Annotated in this window: 17 protein-coding genes; 1 reads left to right on the plus strand and 16 read right to left on the minus strand. The window is 53.6% G+C overall.

Annotated elements, in window-relative coordinates:
* Positions 1 to 7: 7 nt before the first annotated feature.
* The 15 genes from CHH75_RS01190 to CHH75_RS01260 all read right to left on the minus strand — a co-directional run bounded on the left by CHH75_RS01190 (position 8) and on the right by CHH75_RS01260 (position 17,837).
* A complete protein-coding gene (locus CHH75_RS01190; RefSeq protein WP_095397235.1) occupies positions 8 to 2,407 on the minus strand; it encodes a glycoside hydrolase family 95 protein in 2,400 nt (799 codons plus the stop codon).
* Positions 2,408 to 2,491: 84 nt separating this feature from the next.
* Positions 2,492 to 2,977 (minus strand): hypothetical protein, encoded by a 486-nt coding sequence (locus CHH75_RS01195; protein WP_095265199.1) that lies wholly within the window; start codon positions 2,975 to 2,977, stop codon positions 2,492 to 2,494.
* A 307-nt stretch (positions 2,978 to 3,284) separates the two neighbouring features.
* The gene (locus tag CHH75_RS01200) at positions 3,285 to 6,986 is read right to left on the minus strand and encodes a cobaltochelatase subunit CobN (RefSeq protein WP_255222939.1); all 3,702 of its coding nucleotides are present in this window, start codon (positions 6,984 to 6,986) and stop codon (positions 3,285 to 3,287) included.
* Positions 6,987 to 7,033: 47 nt separating this feature from the next.
* Positions 7,034 to 8,992, minus strand: a complete 1,959-nt coding sequence (locus CHH75_RS01205; protein WP_095397237.1) for a VWA domain-containing protein — start codon at positions 8,990 to 8,992, stop codon at positions 7,034 to 7,036.
* The gene (locus CHH75_RS01210; protein ID WP_217989065.1) at positions 8,989 to 9,921 is read right to left on the minus strand and encodes a magnesium chelatase ATPase subunit I; all 933 of its coding nucleotides are present in this window, start codon (positions 9,919 to 9,921) and stop codon (positions 8,989 to 8,991) included. Before CHH75_RS01210 ends, CHH75_RS01205 begins: the two co-directional genes overlap by 4 nt.
* 13 nt (positions 9,922 to 9,934) lie before the next feature.
* On the minus strand, positions 9,935 to 10,720 hold the full coding sequence (locus CHH75_RS01215; protein WP_095265202.1) for an ABC transporter ATP-binding protein: 786 nt from the start codon (positions 10,718 to 10,720) through the stop codon (positions 9,935 to 9,937).
* Positions 10,717 to 11,676: a FecCD family ABC transporter permease gene (locus tag CHH75_RS01220; protein ID WP_244908151.1), complete on the minus strand. Its 960-nt coding sequence runs from the start codon at positions 11,674 to 11,676 to the stop codon at positions 10,717 to 10,719. The genes CHH75_RS01215 and CHH75_RS01220 overlap by 4 nt, the downstream gene beginning before the upstream one ends.
* A gap of 19 nt (positions 11,677 to 11,695) precedes the next feature.
* Positions 11,696 to 12,757 (minus strand): ABC transporter substrate-binding protein, encoded by a 1,062-nt coding sequence (locus tag CHH75_RS01225; protein WP_095265204.1) that lies wholly within the window; start codon positions 12,755 to 12,757, stop codon positions 11,696 to 11,698.
* A 98-nt stretch (positions 12,758 to 12,855) separates the two neighbouring features.
* The gene (gene rpsN / locus CHH75_RS01230) at positions 12,856 to 13,125 is read right to left on the minus strand and encodes a 30S ribosomal protein S14 (protein WP_095265205.1); all 270 of its coding nucleotides are present in this window, start codon (positions 13,123 to 13,125) and stop codon (positions 12,856 to 12,858) included.
* Between the two features lie 31 nt (positions 13,126 to 13,156).
* Positions 13,157 to 14,434: a metal ABC transporter substrate-binding protein gene (locus CHH75_RS01235; RefSeq protein WP_095397238.1), complete on the minus strand. Its 1,278-nt coding sequence runs from the start codon at positions 14,432 to 14,434 to the stop codon at positions 13,157 to 13,159.
* Positions 14,421 to 15,281, minus strand: coding sequence for a metal ABC transporter permease (locus CHH75_RS01240; RefSeq protein WP_095265207.1), 861 nt, complete (start codon positions 15,279 to 15,281; stop codon positions 14,421 to 14,423). The genes CHH75_RS01235 and CHH75_RS01240 overlap by 14 nt, the downstream gene beginning before the upstream one ends.
* Complete coding sequence (locus CHH75_RS01245) at positions 15,227 to 15,934, minus strand: metal ABC transporter ATP-binding protein (RefSeq protein WP_095397239.1); 708 nt, start codon at positions 15,932 to 15,934, stop codon at positions 15,227 to 15,229. Before CHH75_RS01245 ends, CHH75_RS01240 begins: the two co-directional genes overlap by 55 nt.
* Positions 15,935 to 16,104: 170 nt before the next feature.
* Entirely contained in the window at positions 16,105 to 16,254 is a 150-nt protein-coding gene (gene rpmG / locus CHH75_RS01250; RefSeq protein ID WP_095265209.1) for a 50S ribosomal protein L33, read from the minus strand.
* Positions 16,255 to 16,526: 272 nt separating this feature from the next.
* On the minus strand, positions 16,527 to 16,949 hold the full coding sequence (locus tag CHH75_RS01255) for a Fur family transcriptional regulator (protein WP_095265210.1): 423 nt from the start codon (positions 16,947 to 16,949) through the stop codon (positions 16,527 to 16,529).
* Positions 16,950 to 17,276: 327 nt separating this feature from the next.
* Positions 17,277 to 17,837 carry a GNAT family N-acetyltransferase gene (locus CHH75_RS01260; protein WP_095265211.1) on the minus strand — a complete coding sequence of 187 codons (561 nt, stop codon included), beginning with the start codon at positions 17,835 to 17,837 and terminating at the stop codon, positions 17,277 to 17,279.
* A 251-nt stretch (positions 17,838 to 18,088) separates the two neighbouring features.
* Here CHH75_RS01260 and CHH75_RS01265 point away from each other — a divergent pair, with 251 nt between their 5' ends.
* Positions 18,089 to 18,730, plus strand: a complete 642-nt coding sequence (locus CHH75_RS01265) for an HAD family hydrolase (protein WP_196426430.1) — start codon at positions 18,089 to 18,091, stop codon at positions 18,728 to 18,730.
* 297 nt (positions 18,731 to 19,027) lie between these two features.
* Here CHH75_RS01265 and CHH75_RS01270 read toward each other — a convergent pair whose 3' ends face one another.
* Positions 19,028 to 20,146: a sugar ABC transporter permease gene (locus CHH75_RS01270; RefSeq protein WP_230875725.1), complete on the minus strand. Its 1,119-nt coding sequence runs from the start codon at positions 20,144 to 20,146 to the stop codon at positions 19,028 to 19,030.
* Positions 20,147 to 20,263: the final 117 nt, after the last annotated feature.

A 20,263-nucleotide genomic window follows, 5' to 3' on the forward strand; every position in this document is an offset into this window, starting at 1 on the left:
TCCCCGATTACTTTAACGGCTCCAATCGGTACGTTAGTCCCGGCGCTGTTGAGAAAGCGCAGTACCCCTGTTCATCCGGCGTGATTTCGAACCTTTCATCCTTGCAGTACACGGCATAACTTATCCCGCTGCCGCTCGTGTCGATGATGCATCGGTTCCCGAGATTCGAGTATATGCGAGCTTCGATCAACGAGCCGGATGCCCAGCGAATATCCACTTCAAAGCCGCCTCTGGCGCGAAGACCGCGCACCACCCCTTCCCGCCACCCGTCCGGAAGCGCAGGCAGCAGCTTCATCGCAGGGCGATGCGATTGGAGCAGCATTTCGGCAATGCCGGCCGAGGCGGCAAAATTGCCGTCAATCTGGAACGGCGGATGCGCGCCCAGGAGGCTTGCATAGACCCCCCCATAGTTATAGCGCTCTCCCTCCCCGTCTTTGACCAGTCGCAGCATGTTCTTAAGCAGCTGATAAGCCCGATTCCCGTCGCCAAAGCGGCTCCAGAGCGCAACTCGCCAGCCGAGGCTCCAGCCGGTGCTTTCATCCCCGCGCCGCTGCAGCGTCACCCTCGCTGCCTCGAACCATTCAGGCGTCTCTTCAGCGGTCAGCTGCCGCCCCGGGTATACCCCCACCAGATGGGAGGTGTGCCGGTGAAACGGATCCTCGTCTTCAAAGTCCGCTGCCCATTCCTGCAGCTGGCCGTAACGCCCGATCTGCGGCGGAAACAGTCGTTCCCGGGTGCTGCTCAGCTCTCGTCGGAAATCATCATCCATGCCGAGGATGCTACTGGCCTCGATCGTGTTGGTGAACAGCTCCCAGATCAGGCTCAAATCCATCGTTGCCCCTTCACTGATCGCATAAGTTCCGTCAGCCGTGCGGAATTTATGCTCCGGCGATGTAGACGGGGAGGTCGTCAAATAGCCAGCCGGCCCTTCAATGAGCCAGTCCAGGGCGAACAGACAAGCTTCTTTCAGAATGGGGTAGGCTTCATCCCGCAAGTACTGCAGATCTCCGCCAAACGTATAGTGCTCCCACAGATGCTGGGTCAGCCAGATGCCGCCCATCTGCCACAGTGCCCAGGTGGGATCACCGTCCCCGTAATTGCCCACCGGCGCAGTCTGCCCCCATAGATCGGTGTTATGATGAGCGACCCAACCTCTGGCTCCGTAATGAACCGCGGCGGTTACGGCACCATTCTGGGCCAGATTGCCGATCATATCGAGCATCGGGCGATGACATTCAGCCAGATTGCAGACTTCGGCCGGCCAATAGTTCATCTCTGCATTGATGTTCAGTGTCCAGTTGCTGCTCCACGGCGGACGTATGGACGCATTCCATATGCCCTGCAGATTCGCTGCCTGCGTGCCGGGACGCGAGCTGGAGATGAGGAGATATCGCCCATAGTGGAACAGCAGCTCCACCAGCCCCGGATCCGAGGCCCCGTACTGCACAATGCGCTCTTCCGTGTCCATTTCTGCGCAGCCGGCCACGCTGTCCCCGAGCCGCAGATCGACACGGTCAAACAGACGGCGGTAATCCTGCATATGCCGCTCAAGGAGCTGTGAATAGTCATGCTGCAGCGCCGCTGCCAGATGCCGCTCACAAGCATCTGTTGCAACGTCCGGGCCGGCCGGCATCTTGTCATAGCCGCTGAAGCTGGTCGCCGCACTGATAACCAGAACCGCTTCGGTCGCTCCATACACATGGATGCCTCCGGCATCGGCATAGACCTGACCGTCCGTGCTTGCGACATGCAGCTGTCCTTCAAATGCCACTCCCTTGCCCGGCCCGGAATCCGCATACCGAACCGGCTTGTCGGCTGACACGTAGCTTGGTTCCAAACGTACAGGCGCATGTCCGCGTATCTTGCAGGCCTGATCCTCCATCAGCAGAACATGACGGAGCTGGCTCTCCAGCCGCGCATGGACATCCAGCGCTCCAGGTACACTGGCACGCAGCTTCAGCACAATCAGCTGATCCGGGAATGATGCAAACATCTCCCGAACATAAGCAACCTGACCGACACTGTACTCGGTCCGATGAACAGCGCGCGTAAGATCCAGTGTGCGCCGGTAGGAATGGAAGATCGGGCCATGATCAAAGCTCAGACGTAGATCGCCAAGCGGCATATAGGATTCCGTGTAGGGCCCCAGCATCTTCCGGCCCAGCTGGTCCGCTTCCGCATAACGCCCCTCCCGCGTAAGCTGCCGAATAACCGGGAGAACCTCCCGTGCAGCCGGATTGTTCCAGTCCCTCGGATATCCCGACCATAGCGTATCCTCGTTCAAGCTAATCGTCTCCCGCTCCACGCCGCCGTAGATCATCGCACCCAGACGGCCGTTGCCGATCGGCAGCGCTTCGGTCCATACCGAGGCGGGTTTGCCGTACATCAGTTTTTTGTTCTCTTGCATGCTTAACTACCTCCGTTTCTCTTTCAGTAGATGGAATTGAATTGCCTTGTTTTCTCTTGCGATGTCTAAATATCAGATCCATGATTAACCATCTGGTCGATGGACCATGTCCAGATCTTGCATGTAAAAGAGCCCGTTGTCGCTAATGTCAACGTTCCGGCATGTTTCTACCGTGATCAGCCCAAGCGACTCCAGCGTCCCGGTCCGGCTTCCCGTCACGTCCACCTCATTGCCCTGAAATACCAGCCCTTCCGTCCCATGCACTGACAGCAGAAGTGCTGCTGTACCCTCGAACCGATTCCCCTCGATGCGAATATTGCGATGCACCGGATCAGCACCGGAGCCCGCCTCGTTCTCGGGCGCAATTCGAATGACCGGATGCCCCGCACCGCCGCAGCCAATAAACACGTGGTCTGCAATGAGCATATTTCGAACGGCACCCGACTCATACCAAGAATTGGCGTCGCCTGCAACCAGAATGGCGCTCATGGTCATCTGTTCAAACCGGTTGCCGCGAATGATCGTTTCAACAATCTGGACTCCCCCCTTTTTTCTTGATAGCGCTATCATTTTTGGCCAATCCGGTTTTCTATATAGGTTCCATGTTACTGGATGTGCCACTTTTTGAATAGGTACCTTTTTGAGCGGAGGGTACATTTCGTATGATTCCAGGGCTGCTCAACGGCTTGAATACGGCAATTTCAAGAAGCCGCATATATGAAGCCTGCAATCATCCTCGCCTTTATGCATCCGGGTAGGCATGCGGTGCTTGTGCTGACAGGCTCCATCTATGGTTGCGGTCACTTTCTCACGTCCGTGCTCGCCACCGATCCGGATATCACGCAGAAAAGCAGCTCAAAATGAGCTGCTTATGTCATCATTCATTGCTTTCCAGTTCACCTTCAAGCTCCAAATACCGCTCGTGCAGCATCTGCAACTCTTCATCTGAAGCCTGCCAGTATTGGCGTTGATGGCTCTCCAGCAAAGTCTCCAGCATGCTGTGATAAGCCCAGCGATTATTGTCCCGCATCTGCTTGCTGCGCTGTTCATCAGCCACGTATTCCTTGTGAACCGCTGAGAAAATCCAGGAATCCACTTCATGGGTTGTCGCCGCCAGACCCAGCAGGTTTTCGATGCGATCCGCGATTTTCTGCGCGCCATGATAATCATGCTTCAGCAAGCCGTCCATCCATTTGGGATTCAGCAGCCGGGTGCGAACCCCGCGCTGCACCGACTTCCGCACTTCCTCGGTCAATGCCCGCTCACCCGTCGAATCGGTGATGTATATCGCTGCTTTTGTCCCTTTGGCGATCTCTACCGATTTGGCCAATCCTCCGAAGAACTCGTAATAGTGGTCCAAATCCGTAACTTCGTGCTCGTGATTGCTGCGGATTTGCGAAACAATATCCACCGCAGCCAGATTCGCCTTGTAGAGGTCATACATGTCTTCGCCCCTGTACTTCGAGCTGTATACATGCTTCAGACTGCTCATAAAGGCCTCGCCCAGCTGGCTTTCATCCTCCCACTGCTTCGTCTCGATGAGCTTGGTGACCGATGTGCCGTACTCCCCTTCGGCAGGTCCATATATGCGTGCGCATGCCAGATCCCATGCTTCGTTATGTCCTGCGCCAGCCAAGCGAAGCTGTTCATACAGCTTCACCGAGTGTCGCTTGAACAGATTCTGGTCCATTGGCTCATCCAGCTCGGAAATGTCTTGAAAAATCCGATGCAGCATAATCATCTGCTCAGGGAACATATCCCGGAAGAAACCGCAAATATGTACGATGACATTCAGCCGCGGCCTATTCAGCTCTGCCAGGGGAACAATTTCATACGCCATCGGCATCATAGCTCCCCGTTCTTTAATTCTGACGCCGAGATACGCCAGAATCTGGCCCAGCGTCTCGCCTTGTGTTCGCGATGTTTCCAGCCCCCACATCACAAGCGCTGTGGTATCCGGATATTGATGGTGAGACTTATAATACAGTTTCAGTGTATTCTCTGCGATTTTCCATCCACTGGAAGCGGCTGTTTGTGTGGGGATGGCTCTTGGGTCGAACTGCACCAGATTGTACCCTGACGGGAGAACCTCCGGGTTCCGAATATAATCTCCGGCAAGGCGTACCGGCACATACTTCCCATCGAGCGCTGACAAGAGCTGCTGGATTTCCTGCTCTGCATTTGTGGAATGGTACGCCGCCATCCCTTTCTCCCATAGTTCCTGCCAGCGTGCCTGAAGCTCCTCGTTTAGCCCGCCGGGGGCATCCGGAATACTGGACGTTTGCATGAAGGACCGCACGGCTTGCTCGACATGCTCATCCACCGTTCGCAGCTTATCAATATGCTGCCCATCCAGCAGTTGATCATAATCCCAGCCGAGTGTCGTGGCATAGATTCGCTGCAAGGAGCCAAGCGCACGGTTATCATGGCTTAAGATCATTCTCATATGACCTGCCGCCTGCTCGTGGGTATAGCCCTCACCCAGAACATGCAGTCCTTCGGGGATCAAGGATCTTCGCATTCGGTACAATTCGCTTTCGATCTGCTCCAGATCATCGGCTTCAAGCGACAGCGCTTCAGCCTGCTCCTGCAGCCTTCTCCACAGCCCCGGAAGCCGCGCCGGATTCAGCCGCTCCGCTTCCCTGTATTCGTGCAGCAGCCCTTCAAGCGCTGCATATTCCCCATACAGGCCGCTAGCTGTAAATGGCGGGGATTGATAGCCGAGAAGGACAGCATGGGTTCTTCGTTTTGCAATCATCGCCTCCGAAGGATTCCCGACATAATAGGCATAAAAGTGAGGAAGATCCGAAATCATGGCATCCGGCACACAGTCTCCGGACATGCCGCTCTCCTTGCCTGCCATAAACTCAATCGTGCCATGGGTCCCGACATGCAGGATGGCATCCGCCTTGAACTCGTCCCGGATATACTGGTAAAAGGCCAAATACTGATGGTGCGGCAGCAGGCTTTTATCATGGTAGGCCGCTTCGGGATTTTCATGCACGCCCCGGCTCGGCTGCAGTCCGATAAACAAATTCCCGCTGATCAGACCAGGGATTTTGAACGCCTCGTTCTCGATCGTCATTATGCTTCCCGGCGCCTCTCCCCACTGCTCACGAAGCTCATCTTCTCGTTTGGCAAATACCTGGTTATTCTTCACATACTGATCGGTGCTGATCCTGGGAAGAGATTCAGACCAGCGCTCATCCGCCCAGTCACCGGAATTGATCAGCCCTTCCCGAAGGAAGCGCTCCTTTAATTCTGCACCGGTAAATGTATCGGTCTCGTAGCCATGCGCTTTCAGTGCGGCTGTCAACCTGGAGATCGACTCGAATGTATCTAACAATGAGGCTTGAAAAAGATTCCCTTCTCCCGGCGGATAATTGTATCCGATAATAGCAATTCGTTTCTCCGATTGCGGCTTGCTGCGCAGCGCCAAATACCGCCGGATCCGGCTGACCAATCGGTGTGCCCGCTCTTCGATCAGCTGCAGCTCCTTGGTATGCAGCTGCATCTCCTCATCATAGTCACGCGTGCTCAAGGCAGCAACCGGCAGTGTATCTATGCTCCCGTCGAGCTCAGGCAGCATCATCTGCACGAGGAATTCGGAAGGGGTCAGGCCTTGGGCGGATAGTTCCCAGTCGGAACGTTCCCTGCGTGTCAGGAAAAAGGGATGCAGCATCGGCGCCTCCAGCTCTTTTAACATGGACAACATTTCTTCGCTCTTGCCCCCGGTAGGCCCTGCCCCCAGCCGGAATGGCACAAAATTGACGATCAGGTCCACCTTGTTGCCAGAGGTCCCGCCGTGCATGAGCAAATCCTTCAACCTCTTCGGGTCCACGCGGACGAGGGAAGCGAATGCAACGGGCAGAACATTGGCGAAGGGCCGGATGTCCTGTATGATGCTGCCTACAATGTCACCTGTATGGAGCGGATAGCTGTAGCCCATGAACAGCACGGCTACCGTCGGCAGTTCTTTCCGGACAGGCACGGTGAGGCGATAGGCCTCTATTGAATCGAAGGGCCGCTTCAGACACGGGTCATAGATGCCTGCCGCTTTAAGTGCAGCGGGCGGCTCCACCGCCGGCCAATCCAGCTTTTTCCCTAGCCTAGCTGCAATGTAACCGAGCATATGCTGCATATTATGGATGCCTGCATGTCTCCAGTATTCAACAAGCGATCGGTAGCATTCGAGATCCTCTCGGCACTCAGCCTGATCGGCAGAAGCGTGCGGCTTTCCGTGTTGGTGCTTGCCGGCAATGTCATCGTAACGCAATGAGCCTAACCGGAACAGCTCCTGAATCCCTTCCGCATTCCCCCCTACAATGACCTGCTCCGTATCGAGAGCTGCGCATATTCTATGGAGACGAGACAGGGTCTGAGCAGGCGTGCCGTGCGGATCATGAATAATAAACTCGGCCTCCTCGGCCCTAGCTTTCACCCGCTCCCATTCTTCCTCCGATAACTCTCCTTCAATATTAAAAATGGATAACGCGATACGACTGCGAAGCGATGTCTCCATGTTGGTATACATCAGCGATAAATCCTTCATGGCCGCATGCGAAGTTGTAAAGATCACGATCTTCAATCTTGTTGCCTCCTTTCTGGATGTGAAGCGGTACCCGGTCATCGTTTGGTCAGACGAACTGCGGTAGCTACGCCTTCTTCGTCCATATTCTCAAGCTTCCTGTATGCAGCACCCAGCGCTTGCGCCAGCTCTTTCGAGCGTCCCAATTTGACAAATCCCTGTTCCGTGTCCAGCACGAGACATGGAATTCCGGAAGCGCGAATAGGCTCGGCAGCACTGAGGCACTCCTTCCAGACGTCGGCATAGGAAGTAAGACCGCTTGGACTTTCATTGGCCCGGCCATCAGTGACAAGAATGATCATCGGCAGCGTGTCATTGTTTCTGCGCTTCTCCAGCTCCAGCGTTTGGTAAGCTTTGACAAGCCCGGCTGTCAGCGGTGTCTTTCCGCCCGTAGGGATGTCCCGCAAATGCTTGGATGCTGCATCAACACTGCGCGTAATCGGGAGCACATACTCGGCTTCTCCTTTTCGAAAGGCAATCATGCCGATACGGTCCCGCTTAACGTAGGCATCCTGAAGGAGGGACAGAATGCCGCCCTTTACAGCGGCCATTCGTTTCCGAGCTGCCATCGAGCCGCTGGCGTCCACCACGAACAGCAGCGAGGCGCCCACGCTGCTTTCTTTTTTCTTCTGACGCAAATCTCCGGGCTCGATTGCGAACGCAAGCCCGTCCCTCTTCTCGCGAATCGTCTGGAAGGGAGCAGCTGCACGAATCGTAGCATCAAAAGCGACATCTGCCTGCACCTTTCGGTGCGGAGTCACAGCACCTACGACACGTCCTTTATTCATGTTGGCATGGGCTCGCCCCCTTTTGCCCAGTCCTCCATCAGCCATCTTCCGCCGAAGATTATAATCCAGGGGCTGAAGCCGGAAACCGTCGTCCGGAAGGATGATCCGGTCTTCTGAAGCGGATAAGCGCTGCCCTTCCTCATCCTCATCCCTGGACGCAGAAGGGTCTGAAGCCGGACTGGATGTGGTTGTCATTCGGCCGGAGCCGCTCGCCGCGTGATCCGGGGAGCCGTCTGGGGAACGTGAATCGCGTGAGGTATCATCCTCCGGCGAATGGCCTGGCTGCTCTGCGGAATCTGGAGCTGCCGGAGAATGGTCTGCAGCACGAGACTCATCAGCTACTGCACTCATGAGATGAGGCAGCACACACTCCGCAATTTCTCGAATGTCGGAAGAAGTGACCTCCCCTCGTTCATCCCAGGCTGCCGCCGCTCTAGCACCTTCAATAAGAGCCAGCTCGGCCCGGGAGCTGGCAATGCCCGCTTCCTTGGCGATGGAAGCCGCCAATTGGAGCATTGACGCCCCCACCTTAATGCGGGGCAGCGTGCGCGCTGCGGCCTCCATTCGTTGCCGAAGCGCTTCATCCTGTGCCCGATACCGGTGTACAAACGCATCCGGATCGCGCTCATATTGAAGCTGACGGCGAATGATCTCGACTCTGGACGTCAAGGATTCGGCTGTATCCAATGCGATGCCATAACCGAAATGGTCCAGAATGGGAGAAGGTATCCCTCCTTCTTCCGCATCCATTGCTGCAAGAAGCATAAAGCGGCTGCTTCGGACGGCAGATATCCCTTCTCTATGCAAATGAATGACACCCATGCTGAAAGCACGAACGATTTCCTTGATGATGGTTTCCGGCAGCAGATTCAGATGATCCGTGAGGAGCAGCTGTCCGTCAGCTTCCGCGAGCAACCCAGGCTGGTGAGTCATCGTTCTGCCTTGTACAATGGCGGCTGCATCCCATGCACCAAGAAGGCGGTCTGCGGTCACATTTGCGGGTACGGATATGCTTCTTCGGGTTCCCAGAAGAGCAGCTGCCCCGCGCAAAAGCAAGCTTTTGCCTGCACCGGGAGAACCGCTGAGAAGAACGCCGCCGCTAGCCGGATTTATGAAATAGAGCAGGATCGCCCGTTTCGCCCTCTCCTGTCCTACTATAGCGCTAAACGGATACACGGGAGCGGCATGCATCAGCTCCTTCGCCTTCATCTTGCCTGTACCGATCCTGCTGAATTTAGTACGCCTTGCAGCTTCTGCTCCATGCCGCCGGCCTCTTCAAACGGCTTCCTCCGCATGCGGTGAGGCAGGACGAGATAAGCGGCTTCCTGCATATGAGCAGGATTGACAGTTTCTTGTCCATGCCAGGCCGCTAGCGTTGCAGCCGTTTTGATCAGGGTGATGTCCGATCGGTGGCCTTCCACCTCTAGGGCGATGCCAATGCTTGCAGCCAGTTCGAGCATATCGTCTGGTATCCGAACCTGATCCAGCCGATTCCGGGCCTGAAGGATCTGGTTCAGCATCTGTTCCTGCTCTAACGCGTATTGCTTTACAAATGCGCCAGGATCACGCTCATAATCCATTCGTCTTCGAATCACCTGCGCGCGCTCCTGAACATCCCGTTCACCGCCAATCTCAACAGAGAGACCAAATCGGTCGAGAAGCTGCGGACGCAGGGCCCCCTCTTCCGGATTCATCGTCCCCACCAAGATGAAGCGAGATGGGTGCGAATAAGAGATGCCTTCCCGCTCCACCGTATTGACTCCCATCGCAGCTGCGTCCAACAGGACATCCACGATATGGTCGTCCAGCAGATTAATTTCATCAATATACAAAATGTGGCCGTGCGCCGCAGCCAGCAATCCGGGCTCAAATTTCTTTTCTCCCGTTTTGATTGCATGCTCAATGTCCAGCGCTCCGACCACACGATCTTCCGTTGCACTGACGGGCAGATTAACGACATTCAGATCAGGTACAAGGCCTGCTAAAGCGCGGACCGTGGTGGACTTGGCTGTTCCTTTCTCACCTCGAATCAGCACGCCTCCTAACCTCGGATTAATGACATTCAGAATGAGTGCCAGCTTCATGCGTGTCTGACCTACAATAGCCGTAAAAGGATATTGCTGCTGTATATGCTCCACTGCGTTCCTCTCCTTATTTCTGTATTAAACCCGTAATCCGGCAGATCGGCTTCCCGTGCTCCGGCGCAGCCTCAATATGTGCCTTCACGCCAAAGACGCGGCCAAGCAGATCTGGTGTCAGCACTTCGGTTGGAGATCCGAAGCCCTCGATCTCTCCTGATCTCATAGCTAGAATATAGTCCGAATAGACTGACGCATGATTCATATCATGCAGCACCATGATCACCGTCATCTTAAATTGTTGATTCAGTTCTCGAACCAATTCTAGAATCTCCAGCTGATGGGCAATATCCAGATACGTGGTCGGCTCATCCAGAAGCAGCAGTTCCGGCTGCTGCGCCAGCGCCATTGCAATCCAGGCCCGCTGTCTCTCTCCGCCTGAGAGCGTGTGCAGCAAACGATCCCCATAAGTGGTTAACCCTGTTGCCTCCAGCGCCCAATCTGCAATCTCCCGATCCTTCGCACTAACGCGGTTCCAATAAGGCTGATGCGGTGTTCTTCCATACCCCACCAACTCCTTGACCGTAACTTCGATCTGCTCTTGGGTTTGAGCCATATATGATAACTGCCTGGCCACTTGCTTGCCGCTTAGACTGGACATCGCCTTGCCATCCAGGAGCACCTGACCAGCCGCCGGTTTCAGCTGCCGGGCCAGCGCCTTCAGCAGCGTGCTCTTCCCGCAGCCATTCGGCCCAATGATGCTGTACACCGCCCCCGCCTCAAAGGCGATGTTCAAATGTTGAATAATGATTCTGTCACTATACTTGAGCGATAGACGATCGGTCTCCAAGCGATTCATGCTCTCTTCCTCCTTAACAGATACAGGAAAAAAGGCGCTCCAATCGCCCCCATTATGATTCCAACCGGCAGCTCGATCGGCGAGAACATAATTCTTGCCAGCGTGTCGCAGAACGTCAGCACCGCAGCCCCTAACAGGGCCGAAGATGGGATAAGCATCCGGTAATCAGAGCCGACTAAGAGCTTGGCGATATGTGGAATGACCAGACCGACGAATCCCAGCAAGCCCGCAATGCTGACAGCACTGGCCGCAAGCAGCGTAGCGGTTGCCGTGATCAACAAGCGTGACAGCTCCACCCGGGTCCCCAGATTGCGTGCATTCACATCACCCAGCATCATAATGTTCATTTGCTTGGAGAACATCATCGCCAGACCAAGGCCGATGATCGAATATGGCAGAATGATGGCGAGGTCTGGCCAGCTTTTGGCCGCGAGACCTCCAACCATAAAGATAAGGGCGCCATGTACCCGATCGCTGTAAAAAGTAAGCATTGCCGAGATGCCGGCCCCCAAGAAAGCAGAGACGGCGACGCCCGCCAGAACGATCCTGAGCGGACTGACACCGTCTTTCCAGGCCAGTAAATAGATAATAAAAGCAGCAAGAGTCGCACCAACAAAAGCTGCTGGGGTCAAAAGGTAATCATACTGGGGTACAACGACAAGCAGAAAAATTCCGAATAACCCCGCTCCGCTGGAGACCCCGATAATGTGTGGGTCTGCCAGCGGATTGCGCATGACTCCTTGCAGCAGCGCGCCGGAGACGGCCAGGTTCGCGCCAACAACCATCGCCACCAGTGTCCGCGGCAGACGGATATTCCAGATAATATCCCGATGCATACCAGACAGATCATACTGCAGGATGCTGTTTACGATATCTCGCAGCGGTACCATAACAGCCCCGGTCGAGATGCTGAATAAACATGCTGCCATGGCAGCTGCCGTAAACAGTATCAGCATGGATACACGCCGGATGGACTTATTGAGCATCACCAAAGAGCTCCGGATACACCATGGACGCTAAATACGTCAGAGATTCATCATATTGAAGCCCCGGGTTGGTCAAGAACAGGTCGGACGGAACAAGGATGACACGCTGTTCCCTAACCGCCCTGATGGACGCCCAGGCTGGGTTGCCTTCCAGTTCTTCCTGGATCTTTTGCTCACCAGCAGCCCGCTGCCCATGAATGATGAGAAAGATATAATCGGGGTCCTGCTGGACCAGCGTCTCCATGCTGTATGGTGTCGTTGTCGGACTGTTCGGAGATGGTTCTAGCGTCTCGGCTGCATTGGTCAAGCCGAGCATTTTCGCAATTTCAAGCCCGGTCGTGCCATTCTTCTGAATGGAGATCCCGCCTGGTGTAACATTCAGGTTGATGAAGGTGCGCTTCTCCTTCGGCAATTGAGCCAATACAGCGTCCACCCTCTCGTCCAATGCTTTCAGCTTCTCTGGCAGCTGGTCTTCTGTGCCGGCGATTTTCGCCATCCACTCAGCCTTGGATTTCATGTCCTCATAGCTGGACAGGCTCATCAAAGCGACCGGAATCTCGCTGCTCTCCAGCGCTTGAATCAGATCTTTGTGAAACCGAGTCTGACCGATGACAAGATCCGGCCTTAGCGCCACCACTTGCTCAAGATTGATCTGACTGACTGTACCGACAGAGGTGATCGATTCTGCCTCACCCGGAATGGATACGCCGGTAGCATCCATCCGACCCACTGCCTTGCCGCCAACGGCATATAACAGATCCAAGTACTCGGGTGAGAGGACGACAATACGCTCAGGCTGATGCTGAAGTGTTATGGTGCGGTCTGCCGCATCCTGAAACGTCATGAACGGTCCCTCAGCCGTTGTTGAATCCGATTCGGAGAGCTCCGGAGAAGCTTCATTGTGCGTTTCTGGAGAGCTGTCATTTAATCCCGAAGTGGCTGGGCTTTCACTGCCTCCACATGCCGACATCATGATCGCGAAGCACACGAGAAGTATAATTACGGCTGTGAGGTAAGATTTCTTCTTTTGCTGATGAGTTCGTATAAACATGGACCTGTTCTCCCCCTGAGATGTATGCTTTTAAACCCAAATCACGGATTCTGGCGCACTATAGTGATGTAAAAATTACGATTTAATGCAATGTTTCTTTACCAGCTTGCCTTTTTCACGCCCGGAATGTGCCCTTTATGAGCCAGTTCACGGAACACGATTCGAGACACGCCGAATTTGCTGATGTAACCTCTCGGTCTGCCGCTGACGGCGCATCGATTGTGAAGCCTTGTCGGTGACGAATCCCGGGGAAGCTTTTGCAGGGCGGCATAATCGCCTTGATCGATCAAGGCTCTGCGTTTCGCTGCATACTTAGCTACCAACTGCTGACGTTTCTCCTCTTTCACTACTTTTGATTTTTTGGCCAATGTAGGGTAACAACTCCTTTTCTTATTTTGATTATTCGTTCAAGGCGGTCTTCAGCGCCTCCAGATTCTGACGCATGATGGAAATGTAGTCGAGATTGGCCGCGATGTCCTCTTGCGTCAATCCTTCGATTGGATTGAGCACGGAAGTCGAAGCGCCGATCTCCGCCGCAATCGCTTCTGCCACTTTAGAGGACACAAGCGTTTCGAAGAAAATGGTCTTCACTTCATGTTCCTTCGCAAATTCAATCACGCTCGCCATTTGGGCAGCGGATGGCTCTTGATCGGGAGACAGACCCGCAATCGGAACTTGAGTCAGGCCATACTCTCTCGCTAAATATCCAAATGCGGAATGCTGGGTAATAAAGTCCTTGCGTTTGGAATCCTTCAAGCCATCCCGAAACTCCTGATCCAGTGCCTCAAGCTTGCTGATGTAAGCGTCAGCGTTTGCTTTGAAAGCTTCCTTATGCTCCGGAGCTGCTGCGGACAATCCTGCTTCGATGTTGCGCACCTGCTCGATCGCCAGAACGGGTGAGAGCCATACATGCGGGTCTAATCCACCATGATCATGGTGATGATGTCCGCTCTCTCCGCCATGGTCATGCTCGTCGTGGCTGTCCTCGCCTTCATGCTCATGGTCATGCGCATGCTCGTCATGGCTGTGCTCACCTTCATGATCATGATCATGCGCGTGCTCCTCATGGCTGTGCTCACCCTCATGGTCATGGTCATGCGCATGCTCGTCATGGCTGTGCTCGCCTTCGTGGTCATGATCATGTGCGTGCTCCTCGTGGCTGTGCTCGCCCTCATGGTCATGATCATGTGCGTGCTCCTCATGGCTGTGCTCACCCTCATGATCATGGTCATGACCGTGGTTGTGGGAATGTCCCCCGTCCGGATCTTCAATAATTTCAAGCCCCTTACTTGCCTCAATCACGGTCAGGTCACTGGCGTTGATGCTGCCGAGTACCTGGTCAATCCAGCCTTCCATGCCAGCACCGTTGTATACAAGTACATCTGCTTCTGCAATTCCTGCCATATCCTGAGGAGTCGGCTCCCAATCATGCGGTTCAACGCCCGCTGGAACCAAATTCTCTACCTCTGCCAAATCGCCCGCTACCTGACGGGTGAATTCGTACATCGGGTAGAAGCTTGTTTTAATTTTCAACGGTGAGGATGCGGCTGTAGTCTCTGACGGATGATCGGTAGAAGGATTGTTCCCCTCACTTGCCGATTTACCTGTACCGCAGCCAGCAATCGCCAGCACAGCGGATAAGGATAAAGCGGTGATTGTTCGCTTAAAGCTTTTCATATGCATTGTACCTCCGATATTGATTTAATTTTTGATTGCGATGTTGGATACCAAGCAGTTTCTGGACGATTACTGCTGCAACAAGGAATGCTAATAAAATCAGTGCAATGGTCGCTCCCGGGGGCGTATTTAAATAATAGGAAGCGGTGAGCCCCGAGAAAACACCGCATAGACCAACAGCAACGGCAATCACAGCTGCCGCGAGAAAGCCAGATGCCAGCCGAAGCGCTATGGAGGCGGGCAATACGATCAGCGCCGACACAAGAAGCACCCCCACAATCGGCATGGCAGCCGCTACCGTCATTCCGGTAAAAACAGCAAACATAAATGAGAGCAGCGAGACCGGCGTTCCGGATACGAAAGCCGTCTCCTCATCAAAAGCAAATTGATAGAGCGGTCTACGCAGACCGATGAAAAACAGCACTCCGGCCATAGCGACGATCGCAATCAGCCGAAGCTGGGTATCACTGACGGCAACAATCGAGCCGAAGAGGTAGGCGCTGAAGCTTTTGCTTAGATTAGGGCTAAAGCTCATCAGAACAACCGCAATCGCCAGCCCCGAGGTCAACATAATAGCCACCGGAACCTCGCTATATGTACGGTAAACCCTTCGCAGCTGCTCAATGATCAGTGCCCCCAGAACAGCCACGGCGAACCCGGTTAGAACTGGATTCAGATTCATGAGCGAGCCCAGCGCCACCCCTGCCAGCGACACATGAGAGAGCGTATCCGCCATCAATGCCTGCCGTCTCAGCATCAGGAACAGACCAAGTACAGGACCGATAATGCCGATCAGGCCTCCTGCGATAAAGGCCCGCTGCATGAATTCGTAACCGAGCATTGCCATCCCCCATTCTCCTTTCGCTCCAGGCGGACGATACGATCCACATAGGGATCGATTTCTTCCAAGGAATGGGTGACCATGATCACCGTCTTGCCCTGCTCCTTAACATAACCGCTGAGCAGCCTGTATAGATCCGCACGGCTGGCCGCGTCCAGCCCGGTGGTAGGCTCGTCGAGAATAAGCACATGCGGCTCTTGGGCCAGCGCTCTGGCCATGCATATCCGCTGCTTCTGGCCTCCTGACAATTCCCCGATCCTGCGGTTGCGATACTCCCACATGCCGACTTCCTTCAGGCTCCGTTCCACCATTTCATGATCTCTCGCCGTAAACCGTCGAAACCATCCAAGTCGGTTGTAACGTCCTGAACGGACAAGCTCAATGACTTTACTTGGAAATCCTGCATTAAAAGACGCAACCTGCTGCGGTACGTATCCAACCGACAATTTCGTCCCGTCCTCCAGCACACGCGTAAATCGGGCAGTCCCGCGCCATGGCTTGATTAAGCCGAGCATCAATTTGAGCATCGTCGATTTGGCCGCGCCATTGGGACCCGAGATGGCAGTGAATTGACCGGCATAGATATCCAGCGTCAAATTCTCAATGACCGCTTCATCTCCGTAACCAAACACGACGCCCTGCATGGAAGACAAAATCATCCCTCCTCCCCCTTTCGCAAATTTCAAAACAAACCAACGACATCAACATGTAAAAATTACGATCTAAGCTTAATTTTTAAAGCGACTCTTCTCGTCACTCGCCTATCTAATATCTAAGACGAAGCATGAATCGCATGAACGCTGATTTCCCCGCGGCTGATTGAAGCAGCTTACCGGGTTTCACGGTGCAGCGTATATCTTTTTAAGCGAGGACAATATTTGCGCATTTCCAGACGTTCAGGATGCGTTCTCTTATTCTTGGTTGTTGTGTAATTGCGATCCCCAGTTTCGGTGCATGCCAAAGTAACAATCACTCTCATCTCTGTTCCATCTCCTTTTATTCGTAACCATTACGATTAATATCATGTATGAATATAGGCAATAATCGCTAATCTGTCAACAACTGATTTTCTACAACCATTCAAAATTTCAAATATTCTGGATGCAAACCAAGTGTACTTTCCCAAGCAAAGGATACATGGACGCTCTTCTCGATCGGACAAATACAAAACCGCGCACGGTCCCATGCGCGGTTTCCTTTGGTCGTATTTAATTATTAACTTAACCGAGCCCAAGGATTCGGCTGATCATGCTACTGACATTGATCACATAATCCATAAATTTCGAAACGATGATTGGAAATTTTGAAATTCGCAGGCAGGTCAATAGACTGGTCCATCGGGCAGTAATCAAGAGGCAGCGTTTTCTCACAACTCAGACATATCAAGTGATGATGGTGATGTGTGGAGCAGCAGCCTTTAAATTTCAAGCCGCCATCCAAAAAGTAGTACTGCTCCAGAACCCCCATCTCACTAAGCAGCCGCAAATTCCGATATACGGTATCAAAGCTGACGCTCGGATACTGCTGCTTCATTTTGTCATACACATCTTTTGGGGACAAATACCCTTCATCATCTGTAAAAATCTGGGCCAGCGTTCTCCGCTGGTCGGTGACACGCAGCCCGTTTCTCGACATCGCGTCCGTAATCTGGTGGATTCGTTCGGATTTATTCATCACGTTTAACCCCTTTTCGGTTTCCGTAAGGCATTTCACACCGCTTAAGCAACTCAAATCTGCTTTACTGACAAAAACATTATTTATTATACAATAAACCACATAAGAGTTTAAACTCAAACCGGTGTATGTCCCCTCGTCCTGGCATGGCATGCTTCTGTTCAAGGCAGAAAAAAACAAGCTCATATTCCCCTGGTGATCATTTCTACAAATCGATTGACAGAACAAGAACCTGTCCCGCTTCGGCATACAAAAAAATCCCACCGCATCAACGATTCGGTGAGATTTCCTCAGCAAAGCAGCCCGGCTACGATCCGGTGGATGACTTCACATGGTTTGCTGTCTTGCAACGTACTCATCTCTTAACAGACCATAGTAAATCAGGTCTTCATAATGCTCCCCCTTGCGCGCATGCTGTCTCAGGGTGCCCTCGTACTGCATGCCGATCTTCTCCATGACCCGGCCGGATGCCGGATTTTTGCCAAAATAACGCGCAAAGATCTTATTCAAGTCGAGCTTTTCAAACCCGTATTGGATCATGCCCTTCGCCGCTTCCGTACAATAGCCGTTATTGTTGTACTTTCTGCCGACCCAGTAGGCCAGCTCCCCAAGATTGAAGTTCCGGTGGATGCCGAGGCTGATCGCACCGATAACATATTGTTCTTCCTTATGTACAATCGCCAGCTCAAGGGAGCGCCCGGCGGCAAAGTTGTCCGCATGCGTTCCGATCCATCGTTCAGCCACCCCGTCCCCATAAGGATGAGGAATATACAGTGTCATGTCCGCGATGAACGGATCGCCTGCCAGTTGTTGCACAACCGGGGCGTCCTCCAGCCGGAACGGTCGCAGCAGCAGTCGGTCTAACGGAATGGTTGGCAATGGTCTCATCGTTACTCTCTCCCTTTGTCTGTGTGGTATTCATCCTGATCCGTCTTGCTCACAAGTTTTATCGACCATTATATTCCACAGACCGGGGCTTGGCAATACCAATAACACCATGTGCAAGGGGAAAGGAAAATCGCCCCAGCGCGGATGTCATGATAAACTAGAAGGGAATGGATGCTAACCTGCGATATCGATAAAGGATGACCCTGTATGCAGGTTCGGCAGAACGCACACACAAGAGAGGAGCATGTCGTGTGAAATGTATCATTTTTGATCTCGATGGCACGCTGGGAAATACATTGCCTTTATGCATTGCCGCTTTCAAAGCATCGATAGAGCCGCTTGCAGGCCGGTCGCTCACTGATCAGGAGATTATCGCAACCTTCGGCCCTTCCGAGGAGGGAACTGTGCAAGCCTTGATTCCTGATCACTACGATCAGGGCGTTGAGGATTATCTTAAAGCTTATCGCGAGCTGCATCACATGTGCCCGGCTCCCTTTCCGGGCATCGCCGCATTGCTGGATCAGGCGCAAGCGACTCAGGTTGCCCTCGCGCTCGTTACGGGCAAAGGCGCCCGCAGCACCGAAATTACACTGGATCTCTTCGGCATACGCTCGTATTTTCGCGTGATCGAAACCGGTTCTCCGCAGGGACCGCGAAAAGTGGAGGGAATCCAGCATGTGCTGCAGCAGCTTGATGTGAAACCCGAAGATGCGCTCTATGTAGGCGATACCCCAAGCGACATCGAGTCGTCCAGAACTGCCGGTATTCCGGTAGCGGCCGCTGCCTGGGCTGACACCTCCGATGCGGAGCTGCTGCGGTCGTATCACCCGGATCAGCTGTTCACGACAATTGACGATTTCAAGCAGTACATCGAAACCTGGGCTCGCGCTTAGCATAGCGTACAGGCTTCAGTTCAATAGCTGCCGTCATATGCTGTTCGCAACATAAGATTATTACCTAAATCCGTTAGTTAAGACCCTCCATCTGCGATAAATTGATCTACCCTTCCCGCGCATGCACAGCCCCAAACATCCGCACATGCCCATCCGATGATTTCTAATCATCGATATGCCAGGGGAAGGCAGATCATGAAGACGAATTACGCTGCATGCCAAAAAGCGCTGCACGGCAAGCCTCGGCTTGCCATACAGCGCCTGTCCCCAATTCCATATCGTGCTACAATCATGCCATCAGGCTCTCTTCTTCCTCGTCATCACGTCAAAAATGACTGCCGCCGCGAGCACCCCGCCCCGGATCATATATTGATACGATACGCCGACCCCCAGCAGGTTCATCCCGCTCGTCAGCGAGGCCATCACAATCGCCCCGATAATCGCGCCGGTCACTTTACCTACGCCACCTGCAGAGGATACGCCGCCAACATAAGCGGCCGCAATCGCATCAAGCTCAAACAATGTGCCTGCCGTCGTTGTAGCCGACTGCAGCCGGGCGGTGAACAGGATACCGGAAAGCGCGGACAGCATGCCCATTGATCCGAAGACGATGTACGTGATCTTCTTGACGTTGATCCCGCTCAGATGCGCAGCCTCTGGATTGCTTCCAACGGCGTAGATATGACGTCCGAGCACCGTTTTGGTCGTAAGGAAATGATAGATCAGAACGACCAGCAGCATAATCACTACCGTCCAGGAGAAGCCGTTGTATCCAGCCAGAATCCACGTAATATAACCGATGATCGCGGAGATAAAGATAAGCTTCAAGGCGAATATCGGCCCCGAGATTACCTCGAACTGGTACTTGATTTTGTTGCGGCGGTTGGCCATTTCACTCAGCACATACAGTACAATGCACAGTAACCCGAGTATCAAGGACAGAATATGAAGGCCGTTCACCTCGAACAGATCCGGAATAAAGCCGTTGCCAATCGCGTTGAACCGTTCATCGCTCACAATAATGGTTCCCGTCTTCTCCGTCATTTGCAGCAGCGCTCCCCGGAAGACGAGCATGCCTGCCAAAGTGGCCACAAATGAAGGGATGCCGATTTTCGCGACAAGCACACCGTTGATCAGGCCAAGACCCATCCCCAGCACAAGAATGACCGGAATCGTGATATAGACCGGAACGCCGACCTGCGTCAGCATAATGGCTGCGATCGCCCCGAGAAATCCGGCGGCAAAGCCAACGGATAAGTCAATTTGCCGGATGACAATAACGAGGGTCATCCCGACGGCCAGCACCGCGATATACCCTGTTGCATCCAGCAGGTTACTGATATTGCGGGAGGACATGAACAGCCCATCTGTCAAAATGCTGAAGGTGAGCAAAATGACAAACAAAGCGATGTACATGCCGTATTCCCGTATGTTCTCCTTGATTAGAGTCCGGGCTTCCTGTAGAAGGCCCTGCCCCTCCTGCCGCGCTGACGCATTGCGCTTAGGCGCTTGATTCAGTTCCATAGGTACTCC

Origin of the sequence: Paenibacillus sp. 7541 (genome assembly GCF_002276395.1) — a bacterium.
Taxonomy (GTDB): domain Bacteria; phylum Bacillota; class Bacilli; order Paenibacillales; family Paenibacillaceae; genus Paenibacillus_AQ; species Paenibacillus_AQ campinasensis.

What these genes read in the sequence shown, in the direction of transcription:
- CHH75_RS01190 (WP_095397235.1), bottom strand. Translation starts at nt 2,407, where the DNA reads ATGCAAGAGAACAAAAAACTGATGTACGGCAAACCCGCCTCGGTATGG.
- CHH75_RS01195 (WP_095265199.1), bottom strand. Translation starts at nt 2,977, where the DNA reads ATGATAGCGCTATCAAGAAAAAAGGGGGGAGTCCAGATTGTTGAAACG.
- CHH75_RS01205 (WP_095397237.1), bottom strand. Translation starts at nt 8,992, where the DNA reads ATGAAGGCGAAGGAGCTGATGCATGCCGCTCCCGTGTATCCGTTTAGC.
- CHH75_RS01215 (WP_095265202.1), bottom strand. Translation starts at nt 10,720, where the DNA reads ATGAATCGCTTGGAGACCGATCGTCTATCGCTCAAGTATAGTGACAGA.
- CHH75_RS01220 (WP_244908151.1), bottom strand. Translation starts at nt 11,676, where the DNA reads ATGCTGATACTGTTTACGGCAGCTGCCATGGCAGCATGTTTATTCAGC.
- CHH75_RS01225 (WP_095265204.1), bottom strand. Translation starts at nt 12,757, where the DNA reads ATGTTTATACGAACTCATCAGCAAAAGAAGAAATCTTACCTCACAGCC.
- CHH75_RS01235 (WP_095397238.1), bottom strand. Translation starts at nt 14,434, where the DNA reads ATGAAAAGCTTTAAGCGAACAATCACCGCTTTATCCTTATCCGCTGTG.
- CHH75_RS01240 (WP_095265207.1), bottom strand. Translation starts at nt 15,281, where the DNA reads ATGGCAATGCTCGGTTACGAATTCATGCAGCGGGCCTTTATCGCAGGA.
- CHH75_RS01245 (WP_095397239.1), bottom strand. Translation starts at nt 15,934, where the DNA reads ATGATTTTGTCTTCCATGCAGGGCGTCGTGTTTGGTTACGGAGATGAA.
- rpmG (WP_095265209.1), bottom strand. Translation starts at nt 16,254, where the DNA reads ATGAGAGTGATTGTTACTTTGGCATGCACCGAAACTGGGGATCGCAAT.
- CHH75_RS01255 (WP_095265210.1), bottom strand. Translation starts at nt 16,949, where the DNA reads ATGAATAAATCCGAACGAATCCACCAGATTACGGACGCGATGTCGAGA.
- CHH75_RS01260 (WP_095265211.1), bottom strand. Translation starts at nt 17,837, where the DNA reads ATGAGACCATTGCCAACCATTCCGTTAGACCGACTGCTGCTGCGACCG.
- CHH75_RS01270 (WP_230875725.1), bottom strand. Translation starts at nt 20,146, where the DNA reads ATGTACATCGCTTTGTTTGTCATTTTGCTCACCTTCAGCATTTTGACA.